This window comes from Pseudomonas sp. 10S5 (assembly GCF_035019745.1).
Lineage (GTDB): Bacteria > Pseudomonadota > Gammaproteobacteria > Pseudomonadales > Pseudomonadaceae > Aquipseudomonas.
The window spans coordinates 97,072-122,886 of sequence record NZ_JASJVL010000002.1 but is presented as its reverse complement, the minus strand read 5'-3'; the positions used below and the strand labels follow the sequence as shown (position 1 = coordinate 122,886).

18 protein-coding genes are annotated in these 25,815 nt (G+C 55.7%); 11 read left to right on the top strand and 7 right to left on the bottom strand.

Annotation, left to right across the window (positions count from 1 at the left end):
• Nucleotides 1-79: 79 nt before the first annotated feature.
• The 3 genes from aceF to msrA all read left to right on the top strand — a co-directional run bounded on the left by aceF (nt 80) and on the right by msrA (nt 5,598).
• Entirely contained in the window at nt 80-1,741 is a 1,662-nt protein-coding gene (gene aceF / locus QN378_RS02085) for a dihydrolipoyllysine-residue acetyltransferase (protein WP_322206491.1), read from the top strand.
• A 336-nt stretch (nt 1,742-2,077) separates the two neighbouring features.
• Nucleotides 2,078-4,786 carry a putative bifunctional diguanylate cyclase/phosphodiesterase gene (locus QN378_RS02080; protein ID WP_322206490.1) on the top strand — a complete coding sequence of 903 codons (2,709 nt, stop codon included), beginning with the start codon at nt 2,078-2,080 and terminating at the stop codon, nt 4,784-4,786.
• Between the two features lie 164 nt (nt 4,787-4,950).
• On the top strand, nt 4,951-5,598 hold the full coding sequence (gene msrA, locus QN378_RS02075; protein WP_322206489.1) for a peptide-methionine (S)-S-oxide reductase MsrA: 648 nt from the start codon (nt 4,951-4,953) through the stop codon (nt 5,596-5,598).
• A gap of 132 nt (nt 5,599-5,730) precedes the next feature.
• On the opposite strand, the gene QN378_RS02070 is transcribed toward msrA, so the two are convergent.
• Complete coding sequence (locus QN378_RS02070; RefSeq protein WP_323546782.1) at nt 5,731-6,567, bottom strand: 23S rRNA (adenine(2030)-N(6))-methyltransferase RlmJ; 837 nt, start codon at nt 6,565-6,567, stop codon at nt 5,731-5,733.
• A gap of 180 nt (nt 6,568-6,747) precedes the next feature.
• Between QN378_RS02070 and QN378_RS02065 the strand changes: the two genes are divergently transcribed.
• Nucleotides 6,748-7,008, top strand: a complete 261-nt coding sequence (locus QN378_RS02065; protein WP_322167316.1) for a hypothetical protein — start codon at nt 6,748-6,750, stop codon at nt 7,006-7,008.
• A gap of 109 nt (nt 7,009-7,117) precedes the next feature.
• Here QN378_RS02065 and QN378_RS02060 read toward each other — a convergent pair whose 3' ends face one another.
• The gene (locus tag QN378_RS02060; RefSeq protein WP_322206485.1) at nt 7,118-8,227 is read right to left on the bottom strand and encodes a GlxA family transcriptional regulator; all 1,110 of its coding nucleotides are present in this window, start codon (nt 8,225-8,227) and stop codon (nt 7,118-7,120) included.
• A gap of 469 nt (nt 8,228-8,696) precedes the next feature.
• Complete coding sequence (locus QN378_RS02055) at nt 8,697-10,073, bottom strand: L-serine ammonia-lyase (protein ID WP_322206482.1); 1,377 nt, start codon at nt 10,071-10,073, stop codon at nt 8,697-8,699.
• Nucleotides 10,074-10,560: 487 nt separating this feature from the next.
• On the opposite strand from QN378_RS02055, the gene QN378_RS02050 reads away from it, so the two are divergent.
• From QN378_RS02050 to betA, 6 genes are all read left to right on the top strand, one after another.
• Nucleotides 10,561-11,508 (top strand): choline ABC transporter substrate-binding protein, encoded by a 948-nt coding sequence (locus tag QN378_RS02050; protein WP_322206481.1) that lies wholly within the window; start codon nt 10,561-10,563, stop codon nt 11,506-11,508.
• 66 nt (nt 11,509-11,574) lie between these two features.
• Nucleotides 11,575-12,420 carry a choline ABC transporter permease subunit gene (choW, locus tag QN378_RS02045; RefSeq protein ID WP_322206479.1) on the top strand — a complete coding sequence of 282 codons (846 nt, stop codon included), beginning with the start codon at nt 11,575-11,577 and terminating at the stop codon, nt 12,418-12,420.
• On the top strand, nt 12,417-13,595 hold the full coding sequence (gene choV, locus QN378_RS02040) for a choline ABC transporter ATP-binding protein (RefSeq protein WP_322206477.1): 1,179 nt from the start codon (nt 12,417-12,419) through the stop codon (nt 13,593-13,595). Before choW ends, choV begins: the two co-directional genes overlap by 4 nt.
• 235 nt (nt 13,596-13,830) lie before the next feature.
• Nucleotides 13,831-14,424, top strand: coding sequence for a transcriptional regulator BetI (gene betI / locus QN378_RS02035; RefSeq protein WP_322206475.1), 594 nt, complete (start codon nt 13,831-13,833; stop codon nt 14,422-14,424).
• A gap of 78 nt (nt 14,425-14,502) precedes the next feature.
• Nucleotides 14,503-15,975, top strand: coding sequence for a betaine-aldehyde dehydrogenase (gene betB / locus QN378_RS02030; protein WP_322206473.1), 1,473 nt, complete (start codon nt 14,503-14,505; stop codon nt 15,973-15,975).
• Between the two features lie 125 nt (nt 15,976-16,100).
• Nucleotides 16,101-17,795, top strand: coding sequence for a choline dehydrogenase (gene betA / locus QN378_RS02025; RefSeq protein ID WP_323546779.1), 1,695 nt, complete (start codon nt 16,101-16,103; stop codon nt 17,793-17,795).
• Between the two features lie 584 nt (nt 17,796-18,379).
• On the opposite strand, the gene QN378_RS02020 is transcribed toward betA, so the two are convergent.
• The 4 genes from QN378_RS02020 to QN378_RS02005 are packed head-to-tail and all read right to left on the bottom strand — an operon-like array spanning nt 18,380 to nt 24,555.
• The gene (locus QN378_RS02020; RefSeq protein ID WP_323546778.1) at nt 18,380-19,372 is read right to left on the bottom strand and encodes a sel1 repeat family protein; all 993 of its coding nucleotides are present in this window, start codon (nt 19,370-19,372) and stop codon (nt 18,380-18,382) included.
• Between the two features lie 58 nt (nt 19,373-19,430).
• A complete protein-coding gene (locus QN378_RS02015; RefSeq protein WP_323546776.1) occupies nt 19,431-20,423 on the bottom strand; it encodes a sel1 repeat family protein in 993 nt (330 codons plus the stop codon).
• Nucleotides 20,408-23,737 carry a LysM domain-containing protein gene (locus tag QN378_RS02010; protein WP_323546774.1) on the bottom strand — a complete coding sequence of 1,110 codons (3,330 nt, stop codon included), beginning with the start codon at nt 23,735-23,737 and terminating at the stop codon, nt 20,408-20,410. Before QN378_RS02010 ends, QN378_RS02015 begins: the two co-directional genes overlap by 16 nt.
• Nucleotides 23,734-24,555 (bottom strand): hypothetical protein, encoded by an 822-nt coding sequence (locus QN378_RS02005; RefSeq protein ID WP_323546772.1) that lies wholly within the window; start codon nt 24,553-24,555, stop codon nt 23,734-23,736. Before QN378_RS02005 ends, QN378_RS02010 begins: the two co-directional genes overlap by 4 nt.
• A 367-nt stretch (nt 24,556-24,922) precedes the next feature.
• On the opposite strand from QN378_RS02005, the gene QN378_RS02000 reads away from it, so the two are divergent.
• Nucleotides 24,923-25,618 (top strand): RraA family protein, encoded by a 696-nt coding sequence (locus QN378_RS02000; RefSeq protein ID WP_322167301.1) that lies wholly within the window; start codon nt 24,923-24,925, stop codon nt 25,616-25,618.
• Nucleotides 25,619-25,815 lie beyond the last annotated feature (197 nt).

The following is a 25,815-nucleotide window of genomic DNA, read 5'->3' as shown; positions in this document are numbered from 1 at the left end:
AATGAGCGTCCGACGCTGTGTTCGTCGCAACCAACACAGTGCAGTCGAGAGTGAACAGGTTCTCCGAAGGAGAGACATTGTGAGTGAGCTAATTCGAGTACCCGACATCGGCAACGGTGAAGGCGAAGTCATTGAGTTAATGGTCAAGGTCGGCGATCGCATCGAAGCCGAACAGAGCATTCTTACGCTGGAATCGGACAAGGCGAGCATGGAAATCCCTGCGCCTAAAGCCGGTGTCATCAAAAGTATGAAAGTGAAACTGGGCGACCGCCTTAAAGAAGGCGACGAACTGTTTGAGCTGGAAGTAGAAGGTGACGCAGCTGCGCCTGCCGCCGAAGCAGCTGCCGCCGCACCCGCTGCGGCCGCGGCTCCAGAAAAAGCAGCGCCCGCTCCAGCTGCGGCTGAACCGGCAGCTGCTCCTGCGGCTGCGGCTGCGGCTGCGGCCAGCGAAACCATTCAGGACATCCACGTTCCTGATATTGGGTCATCCGCCAAAGCCAAAATCATCGAAGTAATGGTTAAGGTCGGCGACACCATCGTGGCGGATCAATCACTGATCACCCTCGAATCTGACAAGGCCAGTATGGAAATCCCTTCGCCGTCCGCCGGCGTAGTGGAAAGCATCATTATCAAGCTGGACGATGAAGTCGGTACCGGTGACCTGATCCTGAAGTTGAAAGTGGCCGGCGCAGCTGCACCCTCCGCACCGGCTCAAGCCGCAACACCAGCAGCTCCAGCGAAGGCTGACGCGGCGCCTGCGTCAGTAGCAAAAACGGAAGAAGCACCTGCCTCTCAAGCGCCTGCACCCGCACCTGCTAAAGACGGGGCCAAGACTCACGCGGGACCGGCTGTGCGCCAATTGGCCCGTGAATTGGGCGTAGAGCTGGGCGCTGTCGGAGCAACGGGCCCACACGGTCGCGTGCTCAAGGAGGACGTGCAAGTTTACGTCCAGGCCATGATGCAGAAAGCTAAGGCTGCACCCGCTGCCGGTGCTACCGGCGGCGCAGGTATTCCGCCGATTCCGGTGGTTGATTTCAGCCGTTATGGCGAAACCGAAGAAGTGCCGATGACGCGCCTGATGCAACTGGGTGCTGCCAGCCTGCATCGCAGCTGGTTGAATATTCCGCACGTGACTCAGTTCGATCAGGCTGATATCACAGAGCTTGAAGCGTTCCGTATCGCGCAAAAATCCGTTGCAGAAAAGGCCGGTGTCAAGCTGACCGTATTGCCACTGCTGCTCAAGGCCAGTGCCTTCCTGCTTAAGGAACTACCGGACTTCAACAGCTCGTTGGCGCCAAGCGGCAAGGCCATCATCCGCAAGAAATACGTGAACATCGGCTTTGCCGTGGACACACCGGAAGGTTTGCTTGTCCCGGTCATCAAGAACGTCGATCAGAAAAGCTTGCTGCAACTGGCGGCTGAAGCCGCTGAACTGGCCGAAAAAGCCCGTTCAAAGAAGCTGTCTGCTGACGACATGCAAGGCGCTTGTTTCACGATCTCAAGCCTTGGGCACATTGGCGGTACCGGGTTCACGCCAATCGTCAACGCACCAGAAGTGGCGATCCTTGGCGTATCAAAAGCTACCATCCAACCCGTATGGGATGGCAAAGTCTTCCAGCCGAAACTGATGCTGCCGCTGTCATTGTCCTACGATCACCGTGTTATCAACGGCGCTGCTGCTGCACGCTTCACCAAACGCTTGAGCGAGCTGCTAGCGGACATCCGAACGATGCTGCTGTAACAAACGGTGCAAAAACCTGTAGAAGCCAACTTACTGGTGGGAGGATTGATGCGGTTTTCTTGAAAACTCGCCTCACCAACAAGTTGGTTCCGACAGGCACTATTTCCGAGCTGCCACGCTCGTACCTCAACCCCGCCAACTTGGCGGGGCTTTTTTTGCCTAAAAAGAAGCGCTAAACAGTATTACGTCAGATCTCATGCACTAAACCGATAGATTTATAGCACTAAGCCACCGCGCTCACTTGTCAGCCAGAGCTGCATGATGCAACCTTGCGGCACGCGACATAAAAGAGGGCTTTAGCCCGTGCGCGATCAGCATTCTGAAAGCGAGCCCTTGATGAAAAGCCAACCCGATGCCGTCGGTCGAACCGCGGCCGAGGTAGTGACGCAATTACCGGTGCCTTCTCGGCTCGGTATGTTGCGTTTCGAACGGCTGAACGAAGCTAACTGGGCGCTGCTGTACCTTGATCCCAATTGCGAAAAACAGTTCGGCTTGCCCGCAGTAGAGCTGTGTGCGCTGGTTGGCTCGCCGTATGCAAACCTGATGGAGCCGCAAGCGCGCCATCAGATGCACGAAGCCGTACAAGCACAATTGAAAGACAGCCCGTTCTATCTGATTCGCTACACACTGCACACTGCAAAAGGCGAGATAAGCCTGCTAGAGGTTGGTGAAGGATACCGACAACACAACCGCGACTTGCTGCGCGGTTACTTGATGGTGGTGCAAGGACTATTCGACAACAACGATCCGAGCGCCGCCCAAGATCTGGACACTCAAAACAACCGTTTGCACATCGCGCTTGAACTTAACCAGCGCGCTCAGCATGAACAGTTGCAGCACCTGGAGCGGGTACGCGCCCAGCAAAGCCTGATTCTACGGCTGGCCCGTCATCGCTACAGCACACATGACTCAGTACAAGAAGCAGCCAAGTTGATCACCCAAAGCGCCTGCGAGATATACGATATCTCGTGTGCAAGTATCTGGAATCTCAGCGGCAGTCATTTGGAGCCCATCGCGGCGTACCACCTCGACACTGGTGATTTCGTACAGCCCAAAGCGATTGATCTTGCCCATTTCCCGAATTACCTCGAAGCGCTGCACACCAGTCGAGCCATTGATGCCAACGATGTCATGCACGATCCGCGCACAAGCGAATTAGCCGACAAACTGAGGCCCAGAGACATCAATGCAATACTTGACGCAAGCATCCGCATTGATGGCTTGGTGGTTGGCGTACTGTGCCTTGAACAGATCGGCATAGCGCGCCCGTGGCAATCCGATGAAATTGCATTCGCTGGCGAGCTGGCTGACCAGTTTGCCCAAGTCATCAACAACCACAACCGACGCACCGCTACCAGCGCCCTGCACCTGTTTCAGCGTGCCGTGGAGCAAAGTGCCAACGCGTTTTTGCTGGTCAACTGCAACGGTGTGGTCGAGTACGTCAACCCTAGCTTCACCGCGATCACTCAATACACCACTGAAGAAGTACATGGTCACCGACTGTCCGAGCTTCCGGCGTTAGAAAATCTCAATGAACTGCTGATCGACGCCAACTCCAGCCTCGACAAAAGCAACAGCTGGCAGGGTGAGTTCAAGAGCCGCCGAAAAAATCTCGAACCTTACTGGGGTCAGCTTTCAATTTCCAAGGTGTATGGCGACGACCGAGAGTTGACCCACTACATCGGCATCTACGAAGACATTACTCAAACCAAGGCGGCACAACAGCGCATTGAACGCTTGGCGTACACCGACAATCTCACCAGCCTGGGTAACCGGCCGGCGTTCATCCGCAACCTTGATGAGCGTTTTGCCAGAGACAGCGACACGCCGATCAGCCTCTTGCTGGTGGATATCGACAACTTCAAACGCATTAATGACAGCCTTGGCCACCAGACCGGCGATAAATTGCTGATCAGTCTTGCCCGGCGCCTGCGCAATAGCCTGAGCCCCCGTGGCAGCCTTGCGCGTTTCGCCAGCAATGAATTCGCCGTGCTGCTAGATGACACTGATGTCGAGGCCGGTATACAAATCGCTGTCCAGGTACTAAAGACCCTGGACAAACCAATGTTCGTCGACAACCAATTGATCAGCGTCACCGGCTCCGTAGGCTTGGCCAGTGCGCCGATTCACGGGCGCGATCCACAAACATTGATGAAGAACGCCGGCTTGGCGCTGCACAAAGCCAAAGCAAACGGCAAGCATCAGGTGCAGGTCTTTACCGAAGCACTGGACGCAGAAGCCAGCTATAAGCTGTTCGTCGAAAACAACCTGCGTCGTGCACTGACTCAGAATGAACTGGAAGTTTTCTACCAGCCCAAACTGTGCCTGCGCAGCGGCCGCTTGCTAGGAATGGAAGCGCTGTTACGCTGGAATCATCCGGAAAAAGGCATGATCCGCCCGGACCAGTTCATCAGCGTTGCGGAGGAAACCGGGTTGATTATCCCTATCGGGAAATGGGTTGCGCGCCAGGCTTGCCGCATGAGCAAAGAGCTGACTGCCGCAGGGCTGCACCACCTGCACGTAGCAATCAACGTCTCACCCAAACAGTTTTCTGATCCAGACTTAGTGACTTCGATTGCCAACATCCTCAAGGAAGAACGCTTGGCTGCAACCATGCTTGAGCTTGAGCTTACCGAGGGGCTGCTGCTGGAAGCGACCGATGACACTCGCCAACAACTCGACTTTTTGAAACAGCTGGGCCTGAGTCTTGCCATGGATGATTTTGGCACTGGTTATTCATCACTGAGCTATTTGAAAAAATTTCCGATTGATGTGATCAAGATTGATCGCAGTTTCATCCGTGACATACCCGATAACCAAGACGATATGGAGATCACATCCGCGGTGATCGCCATGGCTCACAACCTTAAACTCAAAGTGGTCGCCGAAGGGATCGAAACCGTTGAACAACTGAGATTCCTGCGCCGACACCGATGTGACGTCGGCCAAGGCTATTTGTTCGACCGCCCCATTCCAGGCAGTGATCTAATCGAAAAGCTCCGACGTTACCCTCGCGGCCCACTGGTTGATCTCCAGTCCTGCTGATACCGCTGCCGCTCTGAATACTACGTTCGTCCTGATTCCTCCTTCTCCCCTTCCCTCATAGCTGAACTGTCGGGCAAACTGTCGGTCTTTCATCTATCACCCCCATTAAGACGTCATCGACCATCCCCATTCTGTTACCTCGCGCTGACAAGAGGACATGAATCATGGCTTTGCGCTCGGAGATACTTGTGAACAAAAACGTACTGCCTACCTCCGAACAAGCACTACCGGGTCGCGAAACTCCTATGAGCGTTCCGGAAAAACATTTCGTCAACGGCAATCCGCTGCTGGGTCCATTCCCTGGCAGTGTTGATTTTGCGATCTTTGGTCTGGGCTGCTTTTGGGGCGCCGAACGTCGGCTATGGCAGCAACCCGGCGTCTATAGCACTTCAGTGGGTTACGCCGGCGGTATTACGCCGAATCCAACGTATGAAGAAACATGCTCCGGCCTGACCGGCCATAGCGAAGTGGTGCTGGTGGTTTATGACACCGAACAAACGACGTACGAAGCGTTGTTGAAAGTTTTCTGGGAAGCCCACAACCCAACTCAGGGTATGCGCCAAGGCAACGACATCGGCACGCAATACCGTTCGGTTATCTACTGCACAAAAGAGTCACAGCTGGAAGCAGCGATAGCCAGCAAAGAAACGTTTCAAGCTGAATTAGATAAAGCAGGCTTGGGCAAAATCACCACTGAAATCGAAGAAGCGCCGACGTTCTACTACGCAGAAGCCTATCACCAGCAATACCTGGCCAAGAACCCGGCGGGTTATTGCGGGCTGGGTGGGACCGGGGTTTGTTTGCCGGCGTGAGAGCCAGGGGCGCCCAATAACCCGCATTTTTTCGGCAAGCCGGCTCCCACAGGTTTTGCCCTGCACACATCGATGGGAGCAGCAAGCCTGCGAAAGGGCCGATCAAGCACCAACGATTTGTCTGGTTACGCGCTACTCCGCAATCAACCAATCCATCTGCCAACCACCTTGGGTTTGCCCCAAGGTCTGGGCCAGCCATGGCATTAACTCGCGCAGCTCTTCCTCCAATCCCCATGGCGGATTAGCGATAACCAAACCCGAACCGTTCAAACTCTGCGGCGTGTTCAACGGATGCACGAACAACTCGACACGCAACAGCTTCGGCGCGCCCGTCTCGGCCAAATCCTGATAGAAACGACGCAGCAGACGCGTGTCTTTAATTGGGTACCATATGGCCGCCACCGTCTGACGCATACGACCGATGGTTTCTTTTAAGGCCACCGTGCAGCGTTTCATCTCATCCAATTGCTCGAACGGCGGGTCAATCAGCAGCAGTCCACGCTTTTCCGCCACTGGCAGCAGCGCACGCGGCACGTGCCAGCCTTCGCCTAAGTGCACGGCAACACGTCGATCACCACGCATGTTCTCTTTGAGCAAGCGACCGTCTTGCGGATGCTTCTCGTTTAGCAGGATGCGCTCGCGCTCACGGGTCAGGCGGCGGGCGATTTCCGGAGAACCCGGGTAATAGCGCAATTCGCCATCCGGGTTCATGTCGTGCAGCACTTGCATGTAATCGGCAGTGAGCGCCGGGAGGTCCGAGGCGCCCCACAAACGACCAACACCTTCAAGCCATTCACCCGTGCGGCTGGCCTGATCGCCCTTAAGATCATACAGACCAATCCCGGCGTGGCTGTCGATGTAAGCGAACGGTTGCTCTTTGCGCGCCATAAGGGCGATCAAGCGAGTCAGAGTCAAGTGTTTGAACACATCGGCGTGGTTGCCAGCGTGGAAAGCGTGACGGTAATTCATGGCGGCTCCTGGAAGGCCGCAAAGTCTACATGAATTTGCCTCAGGCAAAAAAACGCAAAGGCAGCGAGTTAACTGAAAACGACCTGTTTATAGGTATACCGGCCATTGCACTCACTGGGCCTTGCCGCCGAGCAAGAGCAGAACCAGAATCGACCCATACCGAATAAAGGAGCAGATCACATGATGCATGCGGATTTAATTGACCAAGAAGACCTGCTCGGCCAACTCAGGGCATTGGGCTTCGATATGCCCCCTGGCGCCACCGCTGAACAAGCGTGCGCCCAAGCGGTGTGCGGCCTAACAGAGGCCCGCGCCACGGCATTACGCCGAATGATCGAGCAAATGCTGACAGGCAGCGCAATGATTTTACCGGCCGTGCGCCAGGCGATTGATCAGCAGTTATTACCGGCGTTGGCGGTCTATAAACAGAGCCGAGGGTAAACGCATTGGCAAACCTGTGGAACCGAATTCATTCGGGAAAGGGCCGTATTTGACACACCCCCTTCCCGAATGAATTCGGTCCCACAGTGTGAGTTTGTCGTTACATCAACTACAACCTCACACTCGCAAAGGTAGATTCATTCCGCGCCTGGCTCAGCGCTGATAGAGGGCCAGACAAAGGTGTCAGCAGCAGTGATTGTGGAATAGGCATCATCGCCACTTGCTGTGCGGTATTTGAACCTACGCGCTCGTCGCGTGGTGGAATCCCGAAGTATTCGCGATAGCACTTGGAGAAGTGTGGGGTGGATACAAAACCGCAGACCGAAGCCACTTCGATGATTGACATCGGCGTTTGCTTGAGTAGTTGCCGGGCACGGATTAAGCGCAGCTTGAGGTAATAACGCGACGGCGAGCAGTGCAGGTATTTCTGGAACAGTCGCTCCAACTGACGACGGGACACCGCGACGTACACCGCCAGCTCGTCCAAATCAATCGGTTCTTCGAGGTTAGCCTCCATCAACGCGACGATTTCCTGAAGCTTGGGCTGATTGGTGCCGAGCATGTGCTTGAGCGGCACACGCTGGTGATCCTGCTCGTTGCGAATACGCTCGTAGACAAACATCTCGGAGATCGCTGCCGATAACTCGCGACCGTGATCACGACTGATTAAGTGCAGCATCATGTCCAGCGGTGCGGTGCCGCCCGAACTGGTAAAGCGAGTTCGGTCGAGGGTGAACAAACGAGTGCTCATGGAAACGCGCGGGAAAGCTTCCTGCATCGACGCCAAGCATTCCCAATGCACGCTGCAATCAAAACCATCCAGCAGACCCGCGCATGCCAACGCCCAACTGCCAGTGCAAACCGCGCCTAGACGACGGGATTGGCGTGCCTGGCTCTGCAACCAGCTCACGTGTTCGCGGGTTACCGTGCGCTGAATGCCCACACCGCCGCAGACAATCACGATATCGAGGACTGGCGCTTTATGCATAGAAGCATCGGGGGTGATTTGCAAACCATCACTAGCCCAGACTTGGCCACCATCCGCACTCAGAGTGGACCAGCGATATAGCTCGCGACCAGACAGCTGATTGGCCATTCTCAGCGGCTCTACGGCTGAAGCCAGCGAGATCAGCGTGAAGTTGTCCAACAGCAAAAAGCCGATGGATTGAGGCGTGCGGTTCTGGTTCTGGGACTGAGCACCAGAGTTGAACGAAGTCATCGCGGTATCTCCTCACACTAGGCGGTTAATGGCCTCAGGAAGAGGCTCTTGTTATTTCCCCCATTCGTGGAGGGTTTTGGATATCACAACGCAATTGCCATGCCTAAGTTGAATGGGCATTCAATAAAACCTGAAAACGACGTCGTGATGTGTCTATATAAGGAGGTTTACCACCACAGGCTATAAGGCGACAAACGCCGCGTAAAGCAAGGGTTTAGGGAGGTTGAGCAGTTCGGTATCACATGTGTGAAGCGCGTACCGGGTCTGACTAAAAGAGTGTCACTGCGGTGCACGAACAGACTGGCGGTCAGCGTTTGAGGTATTGCGCGCCAAAAGGTGGCGCTGGCTTCAGCAAATGATCGATAACCGGGCAGCCGTGTTTTAAACAACTCCTAATCGCGAATGAATAGGTTCCCACAGAGAAATCAGCTGTGGGAACCCATTCATTCACAAAGGCATCAGTAAGGGCTCAACACTCAACCGCACTTACCGCCAAACCTCCGCGCGAGGTCTCTTTGTACTTGTCGTGCATGTCAGCACCAGTGTCGCGCATGGTACGAATCACCCGGTCCAGCGAGATGAAATGCTGACCGTCGCCGCGCAATGCCATCTGCGCGGCGTTGATTGCTTTCACGGCGGCAATTGCATTGCGTTCAATACACGGTACTTGGACCAGACCGCCGACCGGATCGCAGGTCAGGCCCAAGTTATGCTCAAGACCGATTTCCGCCGCGTTGCACAATTGCTCCGGTGTTGCGCCCAAAATATCCGCGAGCCCCGCTGCGGCCATGGCACAGGCGGAACCGACTTCGCCCTGACAACCGACTTCAGCCCCTGAAATCGAGGCGTTTTTTTTGCACAGAATGCCAATGGCTGCCGCCGCTAGAAGGTAGTCGACCACATTGGCCTCGCTAACTTCGTCGCTGAACTTGACGAAATAATGCAGGACTGCCGGGATAATCCCTGCGGCACCATTGGTCGGAGCCGTCACCATGCGGCCGCCAGCGGCGTTTTCTTCGTTGACTGCCAAGGCAAATAAATTCACCCATTCCATGGCACTAAGCGTCGAGCCGATCACGTTAGGTTTACCCAATTCTTGCAGGCTGCGGTGCAAACGTGCAGCGCGACGGCGAACGTTCAAACCGCCGGGCAAAATACCTTCGTGCTTGAGACCCTGTTCGACGCAATCCTGCATGGCTGCCCACAAACGCATCAGGCTGCTACGGATTTCTTCTTCGCTGCGCCAGACCTTTTCGTTGGCCATCATCAATTGCGAAACGCGCAAACCGTGCTGATTGCAAAGCCGAAGCAGTTCGTCCGCGCTGGAAAAGTCGTAAGGCAATACGGTGGAGTCCATGTCCAATACTCCGCTGGCGGCCTGCGCTTCATCGACGACGAAACCGCCACCGACCGAGTAATACGTGTCGCGATGCACATCGCCGCTCTCGCCCTCGGCGATCAGGGTCATGGCGTTTGGGTGAAACGGCAGGTTTTCATCGATGAGCAACATGTCGCGCTGCCACTCAAAAGGGATCGGCAGGTCGCCATTGAGCAATAGCGTTCCGGTTTCTTTCAGCGTCTTAATGCTCAAGCCGATTTGAGACGGATCAATCGAGTCTGGCCACTGGTTCATCAGCCCCATGATCACTGCGTTGTCACTGCCGTGGCCGATACCGGTAGCGGACAGGGAGCCATACAGGCGAACTTCGATGCGACGAACTTGTTCCAGCTCGTTGCGTTCACGCAACCCTTGGGTGAACAGCGCGGCGGCGCGCATCGGTCCTACGGTGTGAGAGCTGGAAGGACCGATACCGATCTTGAACAGGTCGAACACGCTGATAGCCATTATCGCAAACCCTCTGTAGTCAAGACTCCCGACGCCCAAAGCGTCCGGTGACGGAGCTGCTACGCTGAAGCTGCTATCCGCCGAGATGGGCGCATCATCGGGCTTTTGCCCAGGCGCACGTCGTCTGACACCGACTCACCCATACCCACCAACGTCGTATTGACCAGGAGTTTTCACGCAACAGGATTTCCGACCGATTTGACCACTCGAACTGCGCAGTGACCCTTGAAAAGGGTCTTTTCGCCCGCTAATAAATCTGTAAGCGACCTTGCCGACACTGGATGCGACCCACTATGTACTGGATACGACTACCCCTGTAGGCGTTTGTTTTCCCCTGTTACATGATCAGTCTCGACTCGATTGCCAGGCGCAGTGGTAGAGCTGTCGCGTGAAACGCCTCGCCATTCAGCTGTAACACGCTAAACCACATGAACAGCGTCAGTCGTTACAGGCTGATGACGAGAAGAAAATACCTAGGAGTGCATCGATGAAAGGTTCTCAAACGTTGCTGTTGGCCGCCGCACTGAGTCTCCCCCTGTTGGCGCAAGCCGCAGAACCCGCCCAGTGCGACACCGTCAACTTTTCAGATGTCGGCTGGACTGACATTACGGTTACTACCGCGACCACCAGCGTGATCCTCGACGCTCTAGGCTACAAAACCAAGACCACGATGATTTCCGTTCCAGTGACCTATAAGTCGTTGGCCGACGGTAAAAACATGGACGTGTTCCTTGGCAACTGGATGCCAACGATGGAGAACGACATCAAGGCTTACCGCGACGCAGGCACCGTGGAAACCGTTCGCGCCAACCTGGAAAACGCCAAATACACCTTGGCCGTTCCTCAAGAGCTCTACGACAAGGGTCTACATGACTTTGCCGATATCGCCAAATTCAAGAAAGAACTCGACGGCAAAATCTACGGCATCGAACCTGGCAACGACGGTAACCGCCTGATCCAGAGCATGATCGACAAAAACGCCTTCGGCCTCAAAGATGCGGGCTTCAAAGTCGTTGAATCCAGCGAAGCGGGCATGCTGTCACAGGTGGATCGCGCTCAGCGCCGCAACACTGCAGTAGTGTTCCTGGGCTGGGAACCGCATCCAATGAACACTCGTTTTAAAATGAAGTACCTGACCGGTGGGGACGACTATTTCGGCCCGAACTTCGGTCAAGCAACCATCTACACCAACACCCGCAAAGGTTATACCCAGGAATGCAGCAACGTCGGTCAGTTGCTGAAGAATCTGCAGTTCACGTTGAATATGGAAAGTTCGCTGATGGGCAATGTCTTGGACGACAAGATGAAACCCAATGTAGCGGCTACCGCTTGGCTGAAGAAAAACCCCCAGGTGCTGGATGCCTGGTTAGCCGGTGTAACCACAGTAGACGGTAAACCAGGCCTGGAGGCCGTTAAAGCCAAGCTGGCCAAGTAACTGGTATGCAGACGGGTTCGCCCGTCTGCTGTTGTAATTATTCCCCGCATGCGGACATTCAATACCATGCTGACTGAACACAAAATCCCTCTGGGCGAGTACATCGCCGCCTTTGTTGAATGGCTGACAAAACACGGCGCCAACTATTTCGATTTGATTTCCTCGACCTTGGAATCATTGATCCACGGGGTAACATTTGCCCTGACGTGGTTCAATCCGCTGGCATTGATTGGCCTGATCGCGCTGCTCGCGCACTATATTCAGCGCAAGTGGGGCCTGACCGCATTCGTCATCCTTTCGTTTTTGCTGATCCTCAACCTGGGTTATTGGCAAGAAACCATGGAAACCTTGGCACAGGTGCTATTCGCGACCTTTGTCTGCGTCATCATTGGGGTGCCATTAGGCATTGTCGCTGCTCACAGACCCTTGTTCTACACCCTGATGCGTCCGGTCCTGGACCTAATGCAGACCGTACCAACCTTCGTTTACCTTATTCCTACTCTGACCCTATTTGGTCTGGGTGTAGTACCTGGCCTGATCTCGACAGTGGTGTTTGCGATAGCCGCGCCGATCCGCCTGACTTACCTGGGTATTCGCGACGTACCGCAAGAGTTGCTGGACGCTGGCAAAGCCTTCGGCTGCTCACGTCGCCAACTGCTTTCTCGCATCGAATTGCCCCACGCTATGCCAAGCATCGCGGCAGGCATCACCCAATGCATCATGTTGTCATTGTCGATGGTGGTAATCGCGGCACTGGTGGGCGCGGACGGCCTGGGCAAACCCGTGGTCAATGCGCTGAACACGGCGGACATCGCTTTGGGCTTCGAAGCAGGCCTGGCAATCGTATTGCTAGCGATCATGCTCGATCGTATCTGCAAACAACCTGATGCAAAAATACCGGGTGACGCATGAGCATAATTCGCTTTGAGAACGTAGATGTTGTTTTTGCCAGAGACCCCCGTGAAGCCCTGAAGCTTCTCGACAATGGGATGACTCGCGACCAAATCCTTAAGAAAACCGGGCAGATCGTCGGCGTTGAAAACGCGAGCCTGGACATTGAGAAAGGTGAAATCTGCGTCTTGATGGGGCTTTCCGGCTCTGGCAAATCCAGCCTGCTGCGCTGCATCAATGGCCTGAACACGGTCAGCCGCGGCAAGCTATTTGTTGAACACGAGGGCGCGCAAATCGATATCGCCTCGTGCACACCCGCTGAACTGAAGTTGATGCGTACTAAGCGTATCGCCATGGTCTTCCAAAAATTCGCGCTAATGCCTTGGCTTACGGTTCGCGAGAACATCAGTTTCGGCTTGGAAATGCAGCACCGTGCGCCTCAAGAACGTAACAAGTTGGTAGATGAAAAACTCGAGCTAGTAGGCCTTGTCCAATGGCGCAATAAGAAACCCAACGAGCTTTCCGGTGGCATGCAACAGCGTGTCGGTCTAGCTCGCGCGCTGGCCATGGACGCCGATATTCTGTTGATGGACGAGCCGTTTTCCGCGCTCGACCCGCTGATCCGCCAAGGCCTTCAAGACGAACTGCTGGAACTGCAACGCAAGCTGAACAAAACTATCGTGTTCGTAAGCCACGACCTTGATGAAGCCCTAAAGCTAGGCAGCCGGATCGCGATCATGAAAGACGGTCGGATTGTCCAATACAGCAAGCCTGAAGAAATCGTCCTCAACCCGGCCGATGACTACGTAAGAACCTTCGTTGCTCACACCAATCCCCTCAACGTGTTGTGCGGCCGCAGCCTGATGCGAACACTGGATAACTGCACTCGCGTAAACGGTGAAGTGTGTCTCGATCCGGGCGGTGATTCGTGGATTGGCTTGGGTGAAGGCAATTCCGTCACTGGCGCTCGACAAGGTGCAGCCAATATCGACCTTCAAAATTGGGCTCCGGGACAATCGGTGGAAACCCTAGGCCGCCGTCCAACCTTGGTGCATTCCAACATCGGCATGCGCGACGCGCTGCAAATCCGCTACCAGACCGGCAATAAACTGGTCCTACAGGAAGACAACAAAGTGGTCGGTATCCTGGGTGACAGCGAGCTATACCACGCATTGCTGGGCAAAAGTCTCGGCTGACACCTTATTCTCTGTAAGAGCCAACTTGTAGGCGAGAGGCTTTGGGCGGTGTACCGATTACATCGCCTTGCCAACAAGTGGGTGTCTGCAGTTTCCCCTTATCGACCTTCGCAAAGCTGCCCAACTATCCGCCCATCGTTTTTTATTGATTGAACGTTCAATTAAAACCAAATAGACTGGCCATCGCAGAAACGGTCACTTCAGGACCATTGAGCGACCAAAGGAGACGCTTGATATGCCCAAAGTCGGTATGCAACCCATCCGCCGTCAACAGCTGATCCACGCCACTCTAGAGGCGGTTGATCAAGTTGGAATGGGAGACGCCAGCATTGCGCTGATCGCTCGCTTGGCGGGTGTGTCCAACGGCATCATCAGTCACTACTTTCAGGACAAAAACGGCCTGATCGCAGCGACCATGCGTCATTTGATGAATGCCCTCAGCCAGAGCGTTCACGACCGCCGTCTGGCACTCGGCGACGACAACCCACGGGCTCATCTTCAAGTCATCATCGAAGGTAACTTCGATGCCAGCCAGGTCAACGGCCCGGCAATGAAAACCTGGTTAGCCTTCTGGGCCACCAGCATGCACCAGCCGTCATTGCACAGGTTGCAGAGGATCAACGATCACCGGCTTTATTCAAACCTGTGCTGCCAATTTCGCCGAGTGCTGTCATTGAGCGAGGCGCGCACCGCTGCTCGCGGCCTGGCGGCATTGATCGACGGTTTGTGGTTACGCGGCGCGCTGTCAGGCGATGCATTCGACACCGAGCAAGCGCAGCAAATCGCTTACGAATATATGGACTTCCAACTGGCAAAACAGGCGAGCTAGTGCGTTCTTGCGCATCTGCATATCAGCCCTGTGCTCAGTAGCCTTGAAACCCAGACATACCGCACTTGCGAGGACACCATGCCCCGATTCGAACTTCAAAAACTCTACATCGATGGCGGTTACGTCGATTCCAGTAGCGACGCTACGTTCGACGCCATCAACCCGGCTAACGGCCAAATCTTGGCTACCGTGCAGCGCGCAGGCAAAGACGACGTCGAACGCGCCGTGGTCAGTGCCGAAAAAGGCCAAAAAATCTGGGCCGCCATGACCGCCATGCAGCGTTCGCGGATCTTGCGCCGCGCCGTGGACATCTTGCGTGAGCGCAACGATGAGCTGGCCGACCTGGAAACCCTCGACACCGGCAAAGCGATTTCCGAAACCCGTTACGTCGACATCGTGACCGGCGCTGACGTGCTGGAGTATTACGCAGGCTTGGTGCCCGCCATCGAAGGCGAGCAAATTCCTCTGCGCAGCACCTCGTTCGTGTACACCCGTCGCGAACCGCTGGGTGTAGTGGCCGGGATCGGCGCCTGGAACTATCCGATCCAAATCGCCCTGTGGAAATCCGCACCGGCGCTGGCGGCGGGCAATGCGATGATCTTTAAACCCAGCGAAGTCACGTCGCTGACCACGCTGAAGCTGGCGGAGATCTACACCCAAGCCGGCGTTCCAGATGGCGTATTCAACGTGCTGACCGGCAGCGGCCGTGAAGTAGGCACATGGCTGACTGAACACCCGCGCATTGAAAAAATCTCGTTCACCGGCGGGACTGACACTGGCAAAAAAGTCATGGCCAGCGCGTCGAGCTCGTCGCTCAAAGACGTGACCATGGAATTGGGCGGCAAGTCGCCGCTGATTATCTTCGACGACGCCGACCTTGATCGCGCCGCCGATACGGCGATGATGGCCAACTTCTACAGCTCCGGCCAAGTCTGCACCAACGGCACACGGGTGTTCATACCGCGCTCGTTGAAGGCCGCTTTCGAGGCAAAAATCCTCGAACGCGTGAAGCGCATTCGGGTTGGCAACCCGCAAGATGAGAACACCAACTTTGGTCCGCTAGTGAGTTTTGCGCACATGGAAAGCGTGCTCGGCTATATCGCCAAAGGCAAAGAAGAAGGCGCCCGCCTGCTGTGCGGGGGCGAACGGCTGACTGACGGTGAGTTCGCCAAAGGCGCATTCGTCTCAGCCACGGTGTTCACTGACTGCACTGACGACATGACCATCGTTCGCGAAGAAATTTTCGGCCCGGTCATGAGCATCCTCAGCTACGACACCGAAGAAGAAGTCATCCGCCGCGCCAACGACACCGAGTTCGGTTTGGCGGCGGGCGTCGTCACCAAAGACCTGAACCGCGCCCACCGCGTGATTCACCAGCTTGAAGCCGGCATCTGCTGGATCAACGCTTGGGGCGAATCAGCGGCAGAAATGCCGGTAGGAGGTTACAAACAATCAGGCGTCGGCCGTGAAAACGGGATCAGCTCGTTGGCGCAATACACCCGTATCAAGTCGGTGCAGGTAGAGCTTGGGGAATACACGTCGGTGTTTTGATCCCTACTGGCATCTTCGCAAATGATTTCGCTCCCACAGAGAAATGAATATCACCTGTGGGAGAAAACTCATTGGCAAAGATAGCCTAACTGACCCACCCCACCCATTCATCGAGGGTGCATTTAATGTCCCAAGAATTCGACTACATCATCATCGGAGCTGGCTCCGCTGGTAATACCCTGGCCGCCCGCCTGACCGAAGACCACGGCGTCAGCGTGCTATTGCTGGAAGCGGGAGGCCCGGATTATCGCTTCGATTTCCGCACACAAATGCCTGCTGCGCTGGCCTTCCCACTGCAAGGTCGCCGCTACAACTGGGGCTACGAAACCGACCCGGAACCGCACATGGACAACCGGCGCATGGAATGTGGCCGTGGCAAGGGCCTGGGCGGTTCTTCGCTGATCAATGGCATGTGCTACATCCGTGGTAATGCCATGGACTACGACGGCTGGGCGAAAAACCCAGGTTTGGAAAACTGGAGCTACCTCGATTGCCTGCCGTATTTTCGCAAAGCCGAAACCCGCGATATCGGCCCGAACGATTTCCACGGCGGCAATGGCCCGATCAGCGTGACCACACCCAAAGTCGGCAACAACCCGCTGTTCAAGGCCATGGTTGAAGCGGGCGTACAAGCCGGTTACCCACGCACTGACGACCTCAACGGTTATCAGCAAGAAGGCTTCGGCCCAATGGACCGCACCGTGACCCCCGAGGGCCGGCGTGCCAGCACCGCTCGCGGCTATCTTGATCAAGCCAAACAACGCTCGACCCTGACCATCGTTACCCACGCGTTGACCGACCGAATTTTATTCGATGGCAAACGGGCGGTGGGCGTGGCCTACCTGGTGGGCGACAGCGATACGCGCATCGAAGCCTCCGCACGCAAGGAAGTGCTGCTGTGCAGCGGCGCGATTGCCTCGCCACAAATCCTGCAACGCTCCGGCGTCGGCCCGGCACAGGTGCTGCGCCAACTGGATATTCCAGTGATTCATGACCTGCCCGGCGTGGGTCAGAACCTTCAAGACCATTTGGAAATGTACCTGCAATACGCCTGCACTCAACCGGTCTCGTTGTACCCATCGCTGCTGTGGTGGAATCAGCCAGCCATCGGCGCGCAGTGGATGTTCCTTGGCAAAGGCATTGGTGCCAGCAACCAATTTGAAGCGGGCGGCTTCATCCGTTCGAGCGACGCATTCGAGTGGCCGAATATTCAGTACCACTTCTTGCCAGTGGCGATTAACTACAACGGCAGCAACGGCGTTAAAGAGCATGGTTTCCAGGCGCACGTCGGCTCGATGCGCTCGCCAAGCCGTGGCCGGGTTCAGGTGAAGTCCAAAGACCCGCGCGAATACCCAAGCATCCTGTTCAATTACATGGCCACCGAACAGGACTGGCAGGAATTTCGTGACGGCATCCGCTTGACCCGGGAAATCATGCAGCAACCGGCACTGGACCCCTACCGGGGTCGCGAAATCAGTCCAGGGCTTGAGGTGCAGACTGACGAACAGCTTGATCAGTTCGTGCGCGAACACGCCGAAACCGCGTTCCATCCGTCGTGCTCGTGCAAAATGGGCAGCGATGACATGGCCGTGGTCGATGGCGAAGGCCGGGTGCATGGTCTGCAAGGATTACGCGTGGTCGATGCCTCAATCATGCCGCTGATCACCACCGGCAACCTCAATGCACCGACGATCATGATCGCCGAGAAAATCGCCGATAACATCCGGGGTCGTACACCCTTGCCGCGCAGCACAGCGGATTACTACGTGGCCGGCAATGCGCCCGCCCGGGGCAAACCGCTGCGGGAAGTGAGCCGCTAACCTCTGTAGGAGGGTCCGCCACGTCTTCGACGCCGCGCTGTCGCGCAGCAAACTGTGTGGCACTTTGTGTGGTTTGAGGTTGCAGGGTGTCAGGACTGAAGCCTTCCCGAATGAATTCGGTCCCACAGATTTTGGCGCTGCACAGATTTTTGTAGGAGCTGCCGAAGGCTGCGATAGGTCCGAAGGACCTTCGCCACAAGTTGGCTCTACAGATGGCCGCCTGCCTGTAGATCACAAGTGAATTGAATATCAAATTACGGAAAGAGGCCCCGTGAAACCATGCGGCCGGAGTGAGGGAAGACCGAGCCTAAGCGAGGGCCCGCATGGTGGGGCAAGCGTTTTGGGTTACCTTTTTGCGGTTCGGCGTCCCGATGTTTGAAAAAGGTGACTCGCTGTAAAAGCGAAACCATAAGCTCAGCAACCACAAAGGCCGGATATACACACGTAACCCAGCGCCAACCCATTGCTTTTAAAAGATTAAAAAATAGTTTGATAAGAGCCAACGTGTTGGCGACAGGCTTGATGCGGCGAGCCACGCACACCGCGTCAATCCTTCGCGCACGGAAGCGATCCGTCAGCCGGCCTTAAAACCCGAACTTAGGTGGAAATCTCGACAGCGGCGGATGGGTTTTTGCCCATTCTTTGGCGTAGGCTTTGCCGGCTTCGATTTGTTCGGGAGTCATTTTGGCAGCGACCTCTGGCAGTACCTGCCCTCCGTAGCCTGGCGATGACGGCCCTCTTCCGGGATCAGCTTCTGCCATGAGCAGTGTCAGGCCATAGGCTTTTACCAGATCAAGCGGGTAGCCGACTTCGTCGGGCATGTGCGCGGTCCACGCAGCGTAGCCGGACATTGCACCAAAGTGGCCGGCTTTAGCCGACCGCTCGATCCAGTGACCATACCCTTGACGGTCTCCGCGCTTATGCAGCAAATCAGCGTAACTGTTCATGCCGGGTGGATAGCCGCCTTCTGCCGAGGCCTTGTACCATTTCTCGATTTCTTTTTCTCGGTTGCCGGGGATTAGAAAAGTGCCTACACCTTCTTTGTATAGAGAGCCGAGCCATTCCTGTGCATCAGGGAAGCCGGACTCCGCAGCTTTGATTAACCAATCAAAATGACCGGTTATCATGAAAAGTTGCTGCATGGCCTCACCATCCCCCTGAGCAGCCCTTTCTTTGGCCAGTGAACGAGCGCTTTCCAGCCACTCTTTAGGTGTTTTTATATCAGGAGAGCAGTTCTCCATGATGTGGCAAAGGTCATCACCTTTATCGGACAATCGCATCATGGCGTAAATATCACCTTTTTCGGCAGCCGCTTCGTGCAACGCTTGTGCCTTCGGTGTTATGAATTTTTGGTTCCGCCTAAGAATTTCAGCCAAATAATACTGTGACTCTGTATCACCAGCCTCGGCTGATATTTCAAGGAAAGGGCTTGCCATTGCACTCCTGATCATATTTAAGAAAAACAGACCTCGGCTGCGCGCCTCTTCTTGCTCTAATGTTAATTCAGCCCAAGCACTGTTACAGACAATGAACAACGTGAAGATCGACGTTGTGATGTAAACAAACAGTTTATGCATGCAGTTACCCTCCATAGTAATAGGCGCTTCACTTGTTGAATGAAGCGCCCAGCGACTATTAAAACCCGAACTTAGGTGGGAATCTTGATAGCGGCGGATGGGTTTTCGCCCACTCTTTGGCGTAGGCCTTGCCTGCCTCGATTTGTTCGGGAGTCATTTTGGCGGCGACCTCTGGCAGTACCTCCCCTCCGTAGCCCGGAGATGACGGCCCTCTTCCGGGGTCTGCTTCTGCCATAAGCAGTGTCAGACCGTAGGCTTTTACCAGATCAAGCGGGTAGCCAACTTCGTCGGGCATATGCGCGGTCCACGCAGCGTAACCGGACATTGCACTAAAGTGACCAGCTTTGGCCGACTGCTCAATCCAGTAACCATACCCTTGACGGTCTCCGTGCTTTTTCAGCAGATCGGCGTAACTGTTCATGCCGGGTGGATAGCCGCCTTCTGCCGAGGCCTTGTACCATTTCTCTATTTCTTTTTCCCGATTGCCGGGGATCAGAAAAGTACCGACACCTTCTTTATATAGAGAGCCGAGCCATTCCTGTGCATCAGGGAAGCCGGACTCCGCAGCTTTGATTAACCAATCAAAATGACCGGTTATCATGAAAAGTTGCTGCATGGCCTCACCATCCCCCTGAGCAGCCCTTTCTTTGGCCAGTGAACGAGCGCTTTCCAGCCACTCTTTAGGTGTTTTTATATCAGGCGGGCAGTTCTCCATGATGTGGCAAAGGTCATCACCTTTATTGGACAACCTCATCATGGCGTAAATATCACCTTTTTCGGCGGCAGCTTCATACAGCGCTTGTGCCTCGGCGGTGATATATTTTTTTCGGATCCGTATAAGTTCTGCCAAATAATATTGAGACTCTCCATCTCCAGCCTTTGCAGCTATTTCAAGAAAGGGCTTCGATGTATAGCCATCATTCATATTGTAAAGAAAGACACCCTTAACCCGTGCAGCTTCTTGCTCTGATGTTAATTGAGCCCACGCACAATTACTTAATATAAATAATAGACCGATCATCCTCACTGCGATAATCAATACATTGGCCATGGTGCCAGCTCCGTCCCTACCTCTGGTTTCCAGAACTGTGTCATTGATGCAAAATCACAGGCAGCATCCATCTTTTCGCCTAATACTTTTCTTGCGGAAAAATATCTTGCTTGCATTCTATTATCATCAGGCAACGCCCCGGCATTTGCCGCCATAAAATTACTCATTCGGTATACATTCTCGCAATAAATCACATCGGGACGAGCAGGTTTATTAAAAGATGAAAAACGCAGTACCGCTTTGCCAAACCGCTCTTGTGCCGAGGCGAGGCGTTCATAGCCGATCTTGCTGGACGCATTTGCCGTCGCATTCTCATAGATGGACGTTAAAATGATTTCTATCGCTTGCTGCTGCAATAAATGACATTGCTGCTCGGTATACCTCACCGTACTTGTGTCACCCATATCGCCCTGCACTGCTACTTCAAACGCTCTTGGCGTTTGAAGTAGCGTATCTAGCAGCGACCCCAACCCCTCTGGCGTTAAGCTGGAATACCACTGTTTAAAATCAACGTTTTTTACGTTTAGGACAACATCCCGCGCCATCGGTCCCGCCCGCCCGCCGGCCTTTATCGCGTCATACATCCGATTAACAATGTTATACCCCCTCAAGAACACCCACTGTATGTCCACGCCCAGCGCGCTGAGCAGTTGCAGTTTGCTGAAGTAAGCGAAAGCTTCCGGTTGCACCCAGGCCATTTTTTTATAGTTATTTTCAACCAGTGCCTTATTGAAGATGTCCAGGATCTGGATAATTGCCTTGTAGCCCACGATGAAGTTGAAGGCGCCCTGCACGCCGGGGCCGGCGATGATGGTGGCGTTCATGCGCAGGATCACGTAGCCGTTTTGCAGGGACAGGGTTAGCCCGGCATTGGTGCCGACACCCAAGGCGGCGGAGGCGTCAATGCCGAGTGTGGCGAGTTCCAGCCAACCGTCGTTGTCTACGTGCTTTTTGAAGACCGGGTGACGCAGGGTCAGCAAGTCGTCGGGCGGGGTCCAAAGCAGTGAGCCGTTGATTTTGATCCCGGCTTGCGCGCCGGCGAACAGGTTGAACTGTCCACCAAGCACCTCGTCGTGGCGGATGTGGGGCCTCAGGCCGGATTCTGCGCGGCTGAGACGGCGTTCCGCATCACGCCCGGTGTCGAGGCCGAGTTCGTCGTTTTCCTGTTTGTTCGGGCCCACGCGCAGGTTGGCGCTGAGCATCATTGAAGCGCCGGCGAAGCCCCAGGCTTTGAGGCTGCCGCTCAGGCAAAACGCCCCGATCGAGACAGTGCCGTTCGCGACTTTCTGGCCCTGGTCGTCGTTCTCGTTTGTGTAACTCAGCGTTAACGGTTTCGCCTCGGCCCGGCTTGGCAGCTCAAACGAGGCCACCTCGATTTCGCCCTGCGCCAGGTTGACGTCCAGCGTCACGTTGGCCGACGCGCCCAGGCCTTTTTTCATGCTGACGCTGGGGGCCAGTACTTGGCTGGCAAGTTGCACGTCGCTCTGGCCCTGGGTCAAGCACCGGATCAAGCGCGCTTGCGGGCTGTTGTCGTACAGGCGCAGGGGGCCGAGGGTGCTGTGTTTGAAAAGCATTTGCCGCAGGTCTTTACCCCACGCGTCGAAGGTGGCGTCGTCGCGCAGGTTTTCGATGTAGATTTTTTCGGTGTTGATGTAACGCTTGAACGTTTCAGGCTGAAAGAAGCCGTTGCGGTCGAACCAGCCGTCCTGGATGTCAAGGGGCCGAGCGTCGTTCATTCTCAGCCACGAGGTGAACAGGTCCGGGTCGGCAGAGGCAGTGCCCGCCGCCAGTTTTAAGTTAGGATCTTTGGCTTGGGCCAGTGTTTTTTTCAGGTCTTCCTTGAGCAGGTCCCGGGTGCGTTGATTGAGGTGTTTGAATACGTCGGTGAGGCTCAAGTGGCGCAGGCGCGTGCGCTCGGTGGGGACGCTGATTTCTCGCAGCGGGAAGTTTGTGCGCACCAGCCGTTGTTGCGGTTGTGGTGTGAAGCTCTCGGGGTTCCAGAGCAGGTGGCGTTGGGGGCTGGAGTGTTTGACGAATGCTTCGGCCTGTTTCTTCAGCGCCTGTTCCTGGGCGTCAAGCGCCTGCCACTGCACGGCTTCGGTGGTGAACAGGCTGCTCGGAGGCTGTTGTTTGGCGACGTCGACCCAATTGTCGAAGGATTTTTCCACGTGTTGATTCAGGGCTGCTTTTTGCCTGAGCAACGCGTGGTATTTCTCGTACGCTTCGAACCCTTGCTCAATATTCCCGTGGTCGCCTTGCAGGGCGTATTCGGGCAAGGCCAGGCCGTAAGCGGCAGCTTCGAGAAGGGTTTTGACCAATTCGCAATAGTGGAATTGGCCTCTGGACTGAAGAAGCCACAGCTCAACGTCCCGTCGCGGCTCGGTGCGGTGCGCATTTGCGTACTGCAACTCAGCAATGATTTCCGTGTATTCCTGTTGATACTTCTCCAGTTCTGCGGGACTAAAGTGTGCTTTGCCCTGATCGATGAAGACCTGGCGCTGCTTGAGGTAGCGTTGAATAATATCGCGAGCCCTCGTCGCTTCGGCGCTGTACAGATGACCGCCTTCAAAACTGTAGCCGCGTTCGAGGGCGATTTTATGACCCCGGGCGTCGAGTACGGCCCGCTCGCGGCGTAACGGCAAGGCGGCCTGTTGCTGTTGGTTGACGTGCTTGAGCTGCTCAACCGTGAGATTCGGTACGTGCTTGACGTCCTGCAAGCCCTCTTCGCGGACCCCGAAACGCCCGAGGTCGTGCCCTATCTGCTCCAACTCATGCTCGATCTGCAAATACCGCTGGCTGTCCTGCGCATCCAGAAAGCTGCTGGTTTTGGGCTCCAGAAAGGGTTCCAGTAAGTCCGCGTCATTCAACGCGCTAACCCGCGAATCCGGATCACTGGTCAGCAGTTTCTTTTTCAGGTCATCGGCGGCCTCGACCAGCGTATTTAATGTGTGTTCGCGCAGCAGCCAGAAGCGCTCCTGGCCGACCTCATAAATAATATCCGCGTAGTGCCCGGGGCTTTTACACGCCTGCTCGCCACAGAAATTGATGCTGCACTGTTCAGGCGCCGCGGCAATGGGGTCCAGGTGCAACACCCCCTGGGCGTTGGTATCTGCTGCGGGCGGTGGGCTGTCCGCCACAGGCGCCACGGGCACGTCGGTGGCGTCCGGCACGTTCAGCGTCCACCCCGTGCGGAGGTAGTTCGGGTTATTGATAAAGGGGTTGAGGCGCCGTAATTCGTTAACGCTGCTACTTAATCGTTGCGCGATAGCGCTGAGGGTGTCCCCTTGCTGGACGGTATAAAGAGGCGTGGTCATGGCTGTAACTCCTGAAGCAATTGCTCGACCCGATGGTGTGGCCGTTGGTGCGACGTGAGGATGGGGAGCAGGTCTTCGCGCTCACGCAGATCGCCATGGGTGACCAGCGCAGACAGCTGCAACAGGTGACCGTCAGCGCCGATGCCGTGCTTCATGAAAAAATCGAGGTTGCTGACAACGCGGGGCAGCTCGGGGTCTGGCACCTGAGCAAAGTGCTGCGGGTGCTGCCGCAGCCAGTGCAACCAGCGGATATCGGTGTAGGTCGAGTACAGGGTGTCAGGGAAAGCGAGGGGGTATTGGCAAGGCCCGGTGGCCGGCGTTTCGGCTTTCCAGACATGCCACTGATGGGCGGTGGGATCAACGGCAGGGACCGGGGTGTAGACCTCATGCCACGGACCAAACAGGCAGGCATGTTGCCCAACGTTCTCCATGGCCAGTGCGGCCCAGATAACAGGGTCGTGAATGGCCAATACTTTCGGCGGGGTCATGCTCAGCAATGTTCGGGCATGCGCCAATGCCTGCAACGGGTCGGTGCAAGTCAGGGCCATGCCAGCCGGGCGTTGATGACACACCTGCGCCAGCCCATCGACGCACTGCGCATTGACCACAAACCAGGAAGGCCCTTGGGCCATCTGCGCCTGAAACGGCGTGCCGGACCACAGGGGCTCAACCTTGAACTGCGCACCTTTTTGCATCAGTACCGCCCATGCGGCAGTGGCGTGGGCAGCTTCGATAAGGAACGCCATCTTCTGCCCATGTTCCAGGCGAGGACAGTCCAGAGTGGGGCGGTTAAGAAACCGGGGGATCGCGTCAGGCATAAAAACGGTTCGTCCTTATGAAGTGTCAGAAAGGGCGAAACATGCCGTGAATAAAGCGCTGCTTCAATGCGGGGAGCACGAAAGAGACGTTTCCAGTACGGTTTGAGGATTGTTCTTACAACGATAAAAAACCCACACGTGACGCGATCCGCCAACCCCCTGTAGCCAACTGGTTGGCCATAGGCTTCATCCGCCGGGTGTCACGCCAACACATTGGCTCGTACAGATCCCACCACACCCCATAGACCAAGGCATCACTTGTCCGGCCTTGATCCGACGGGTGCGCAGGCCTAATCTATCGCCACGCAAACGATCACCCCCCGCTCTATTCGACAAGCCGGCAATGACTGGCCACGAGGCTTTTTCCATGTTTGATGTAGTGTCTTCGAGCACCTGGCCCACCGGCTATTTGATTAATCCAAACGCTGAACCCCTCGATCCGATGTGGCTTCAAGCTTTTAGCAAAATCCCCGCTGCGGCAGTCAGTGACTGCTTGGGCCGCAATGTGGGCGGCCTGGGACTCAAAGCGTTTCACGGCAATGCGCCGATGCTGGGCAGCGCCTTGACCGTTCGCGTTCGTCCCGGCGACAACTTGATGATTCTCAAAGCCATGCAAATGGCTCGTCCTGGCGACGTATTGGTCATCGACGGCAGTGCCGACCTGACCCGTGCAGTGTTCGGCGGTATCATGCGCGCCATGGCACTCAAGGCCGGTATTGTCGGCGTGGTCATCAACGGCGCTCTGCGTGACTTGGATGAATGGCAAACCGGTGAGCTTCCCGCCTATGCCATCGGCGGCGTGCATCGGGGTCCCAGCACCGACGGCGGCGGCGAAATCAACGTACCTATTTCCTGCGCAGGCATGCTGGTCATGCCCGGTGATTTGATGATTGGTGACGGCGATGGCGTTGTTGCTGCCGCCCGTGCCGAGTTGCCTGAGTTGCTGGAGCGCTGCAAAGATTTGCTGGCGCGGGAACAAGCGACCTTGGCGGCCATCGAATCAGGCACGCTGGACCCGGATCGTTTTGACGCGATCCTGCGCAGCAAGGGTTGCCCGGTTTAAGCGATCAGGCTTTCGCGAATGAACTCATTCCCACAGTAGATTCGCGCAATTGCGGGGGACACTGTAGGACCGAATTTATTCGGGAAGCGGTCAACGCGGTGTATCTGATACTCCTCGTCGCGGCCTTCGCGAATGAATTCGCTCCCACAGATCTGCGTAAGCCCCTGTGAAGCCAATTCATCCGCGACGGCATCAGC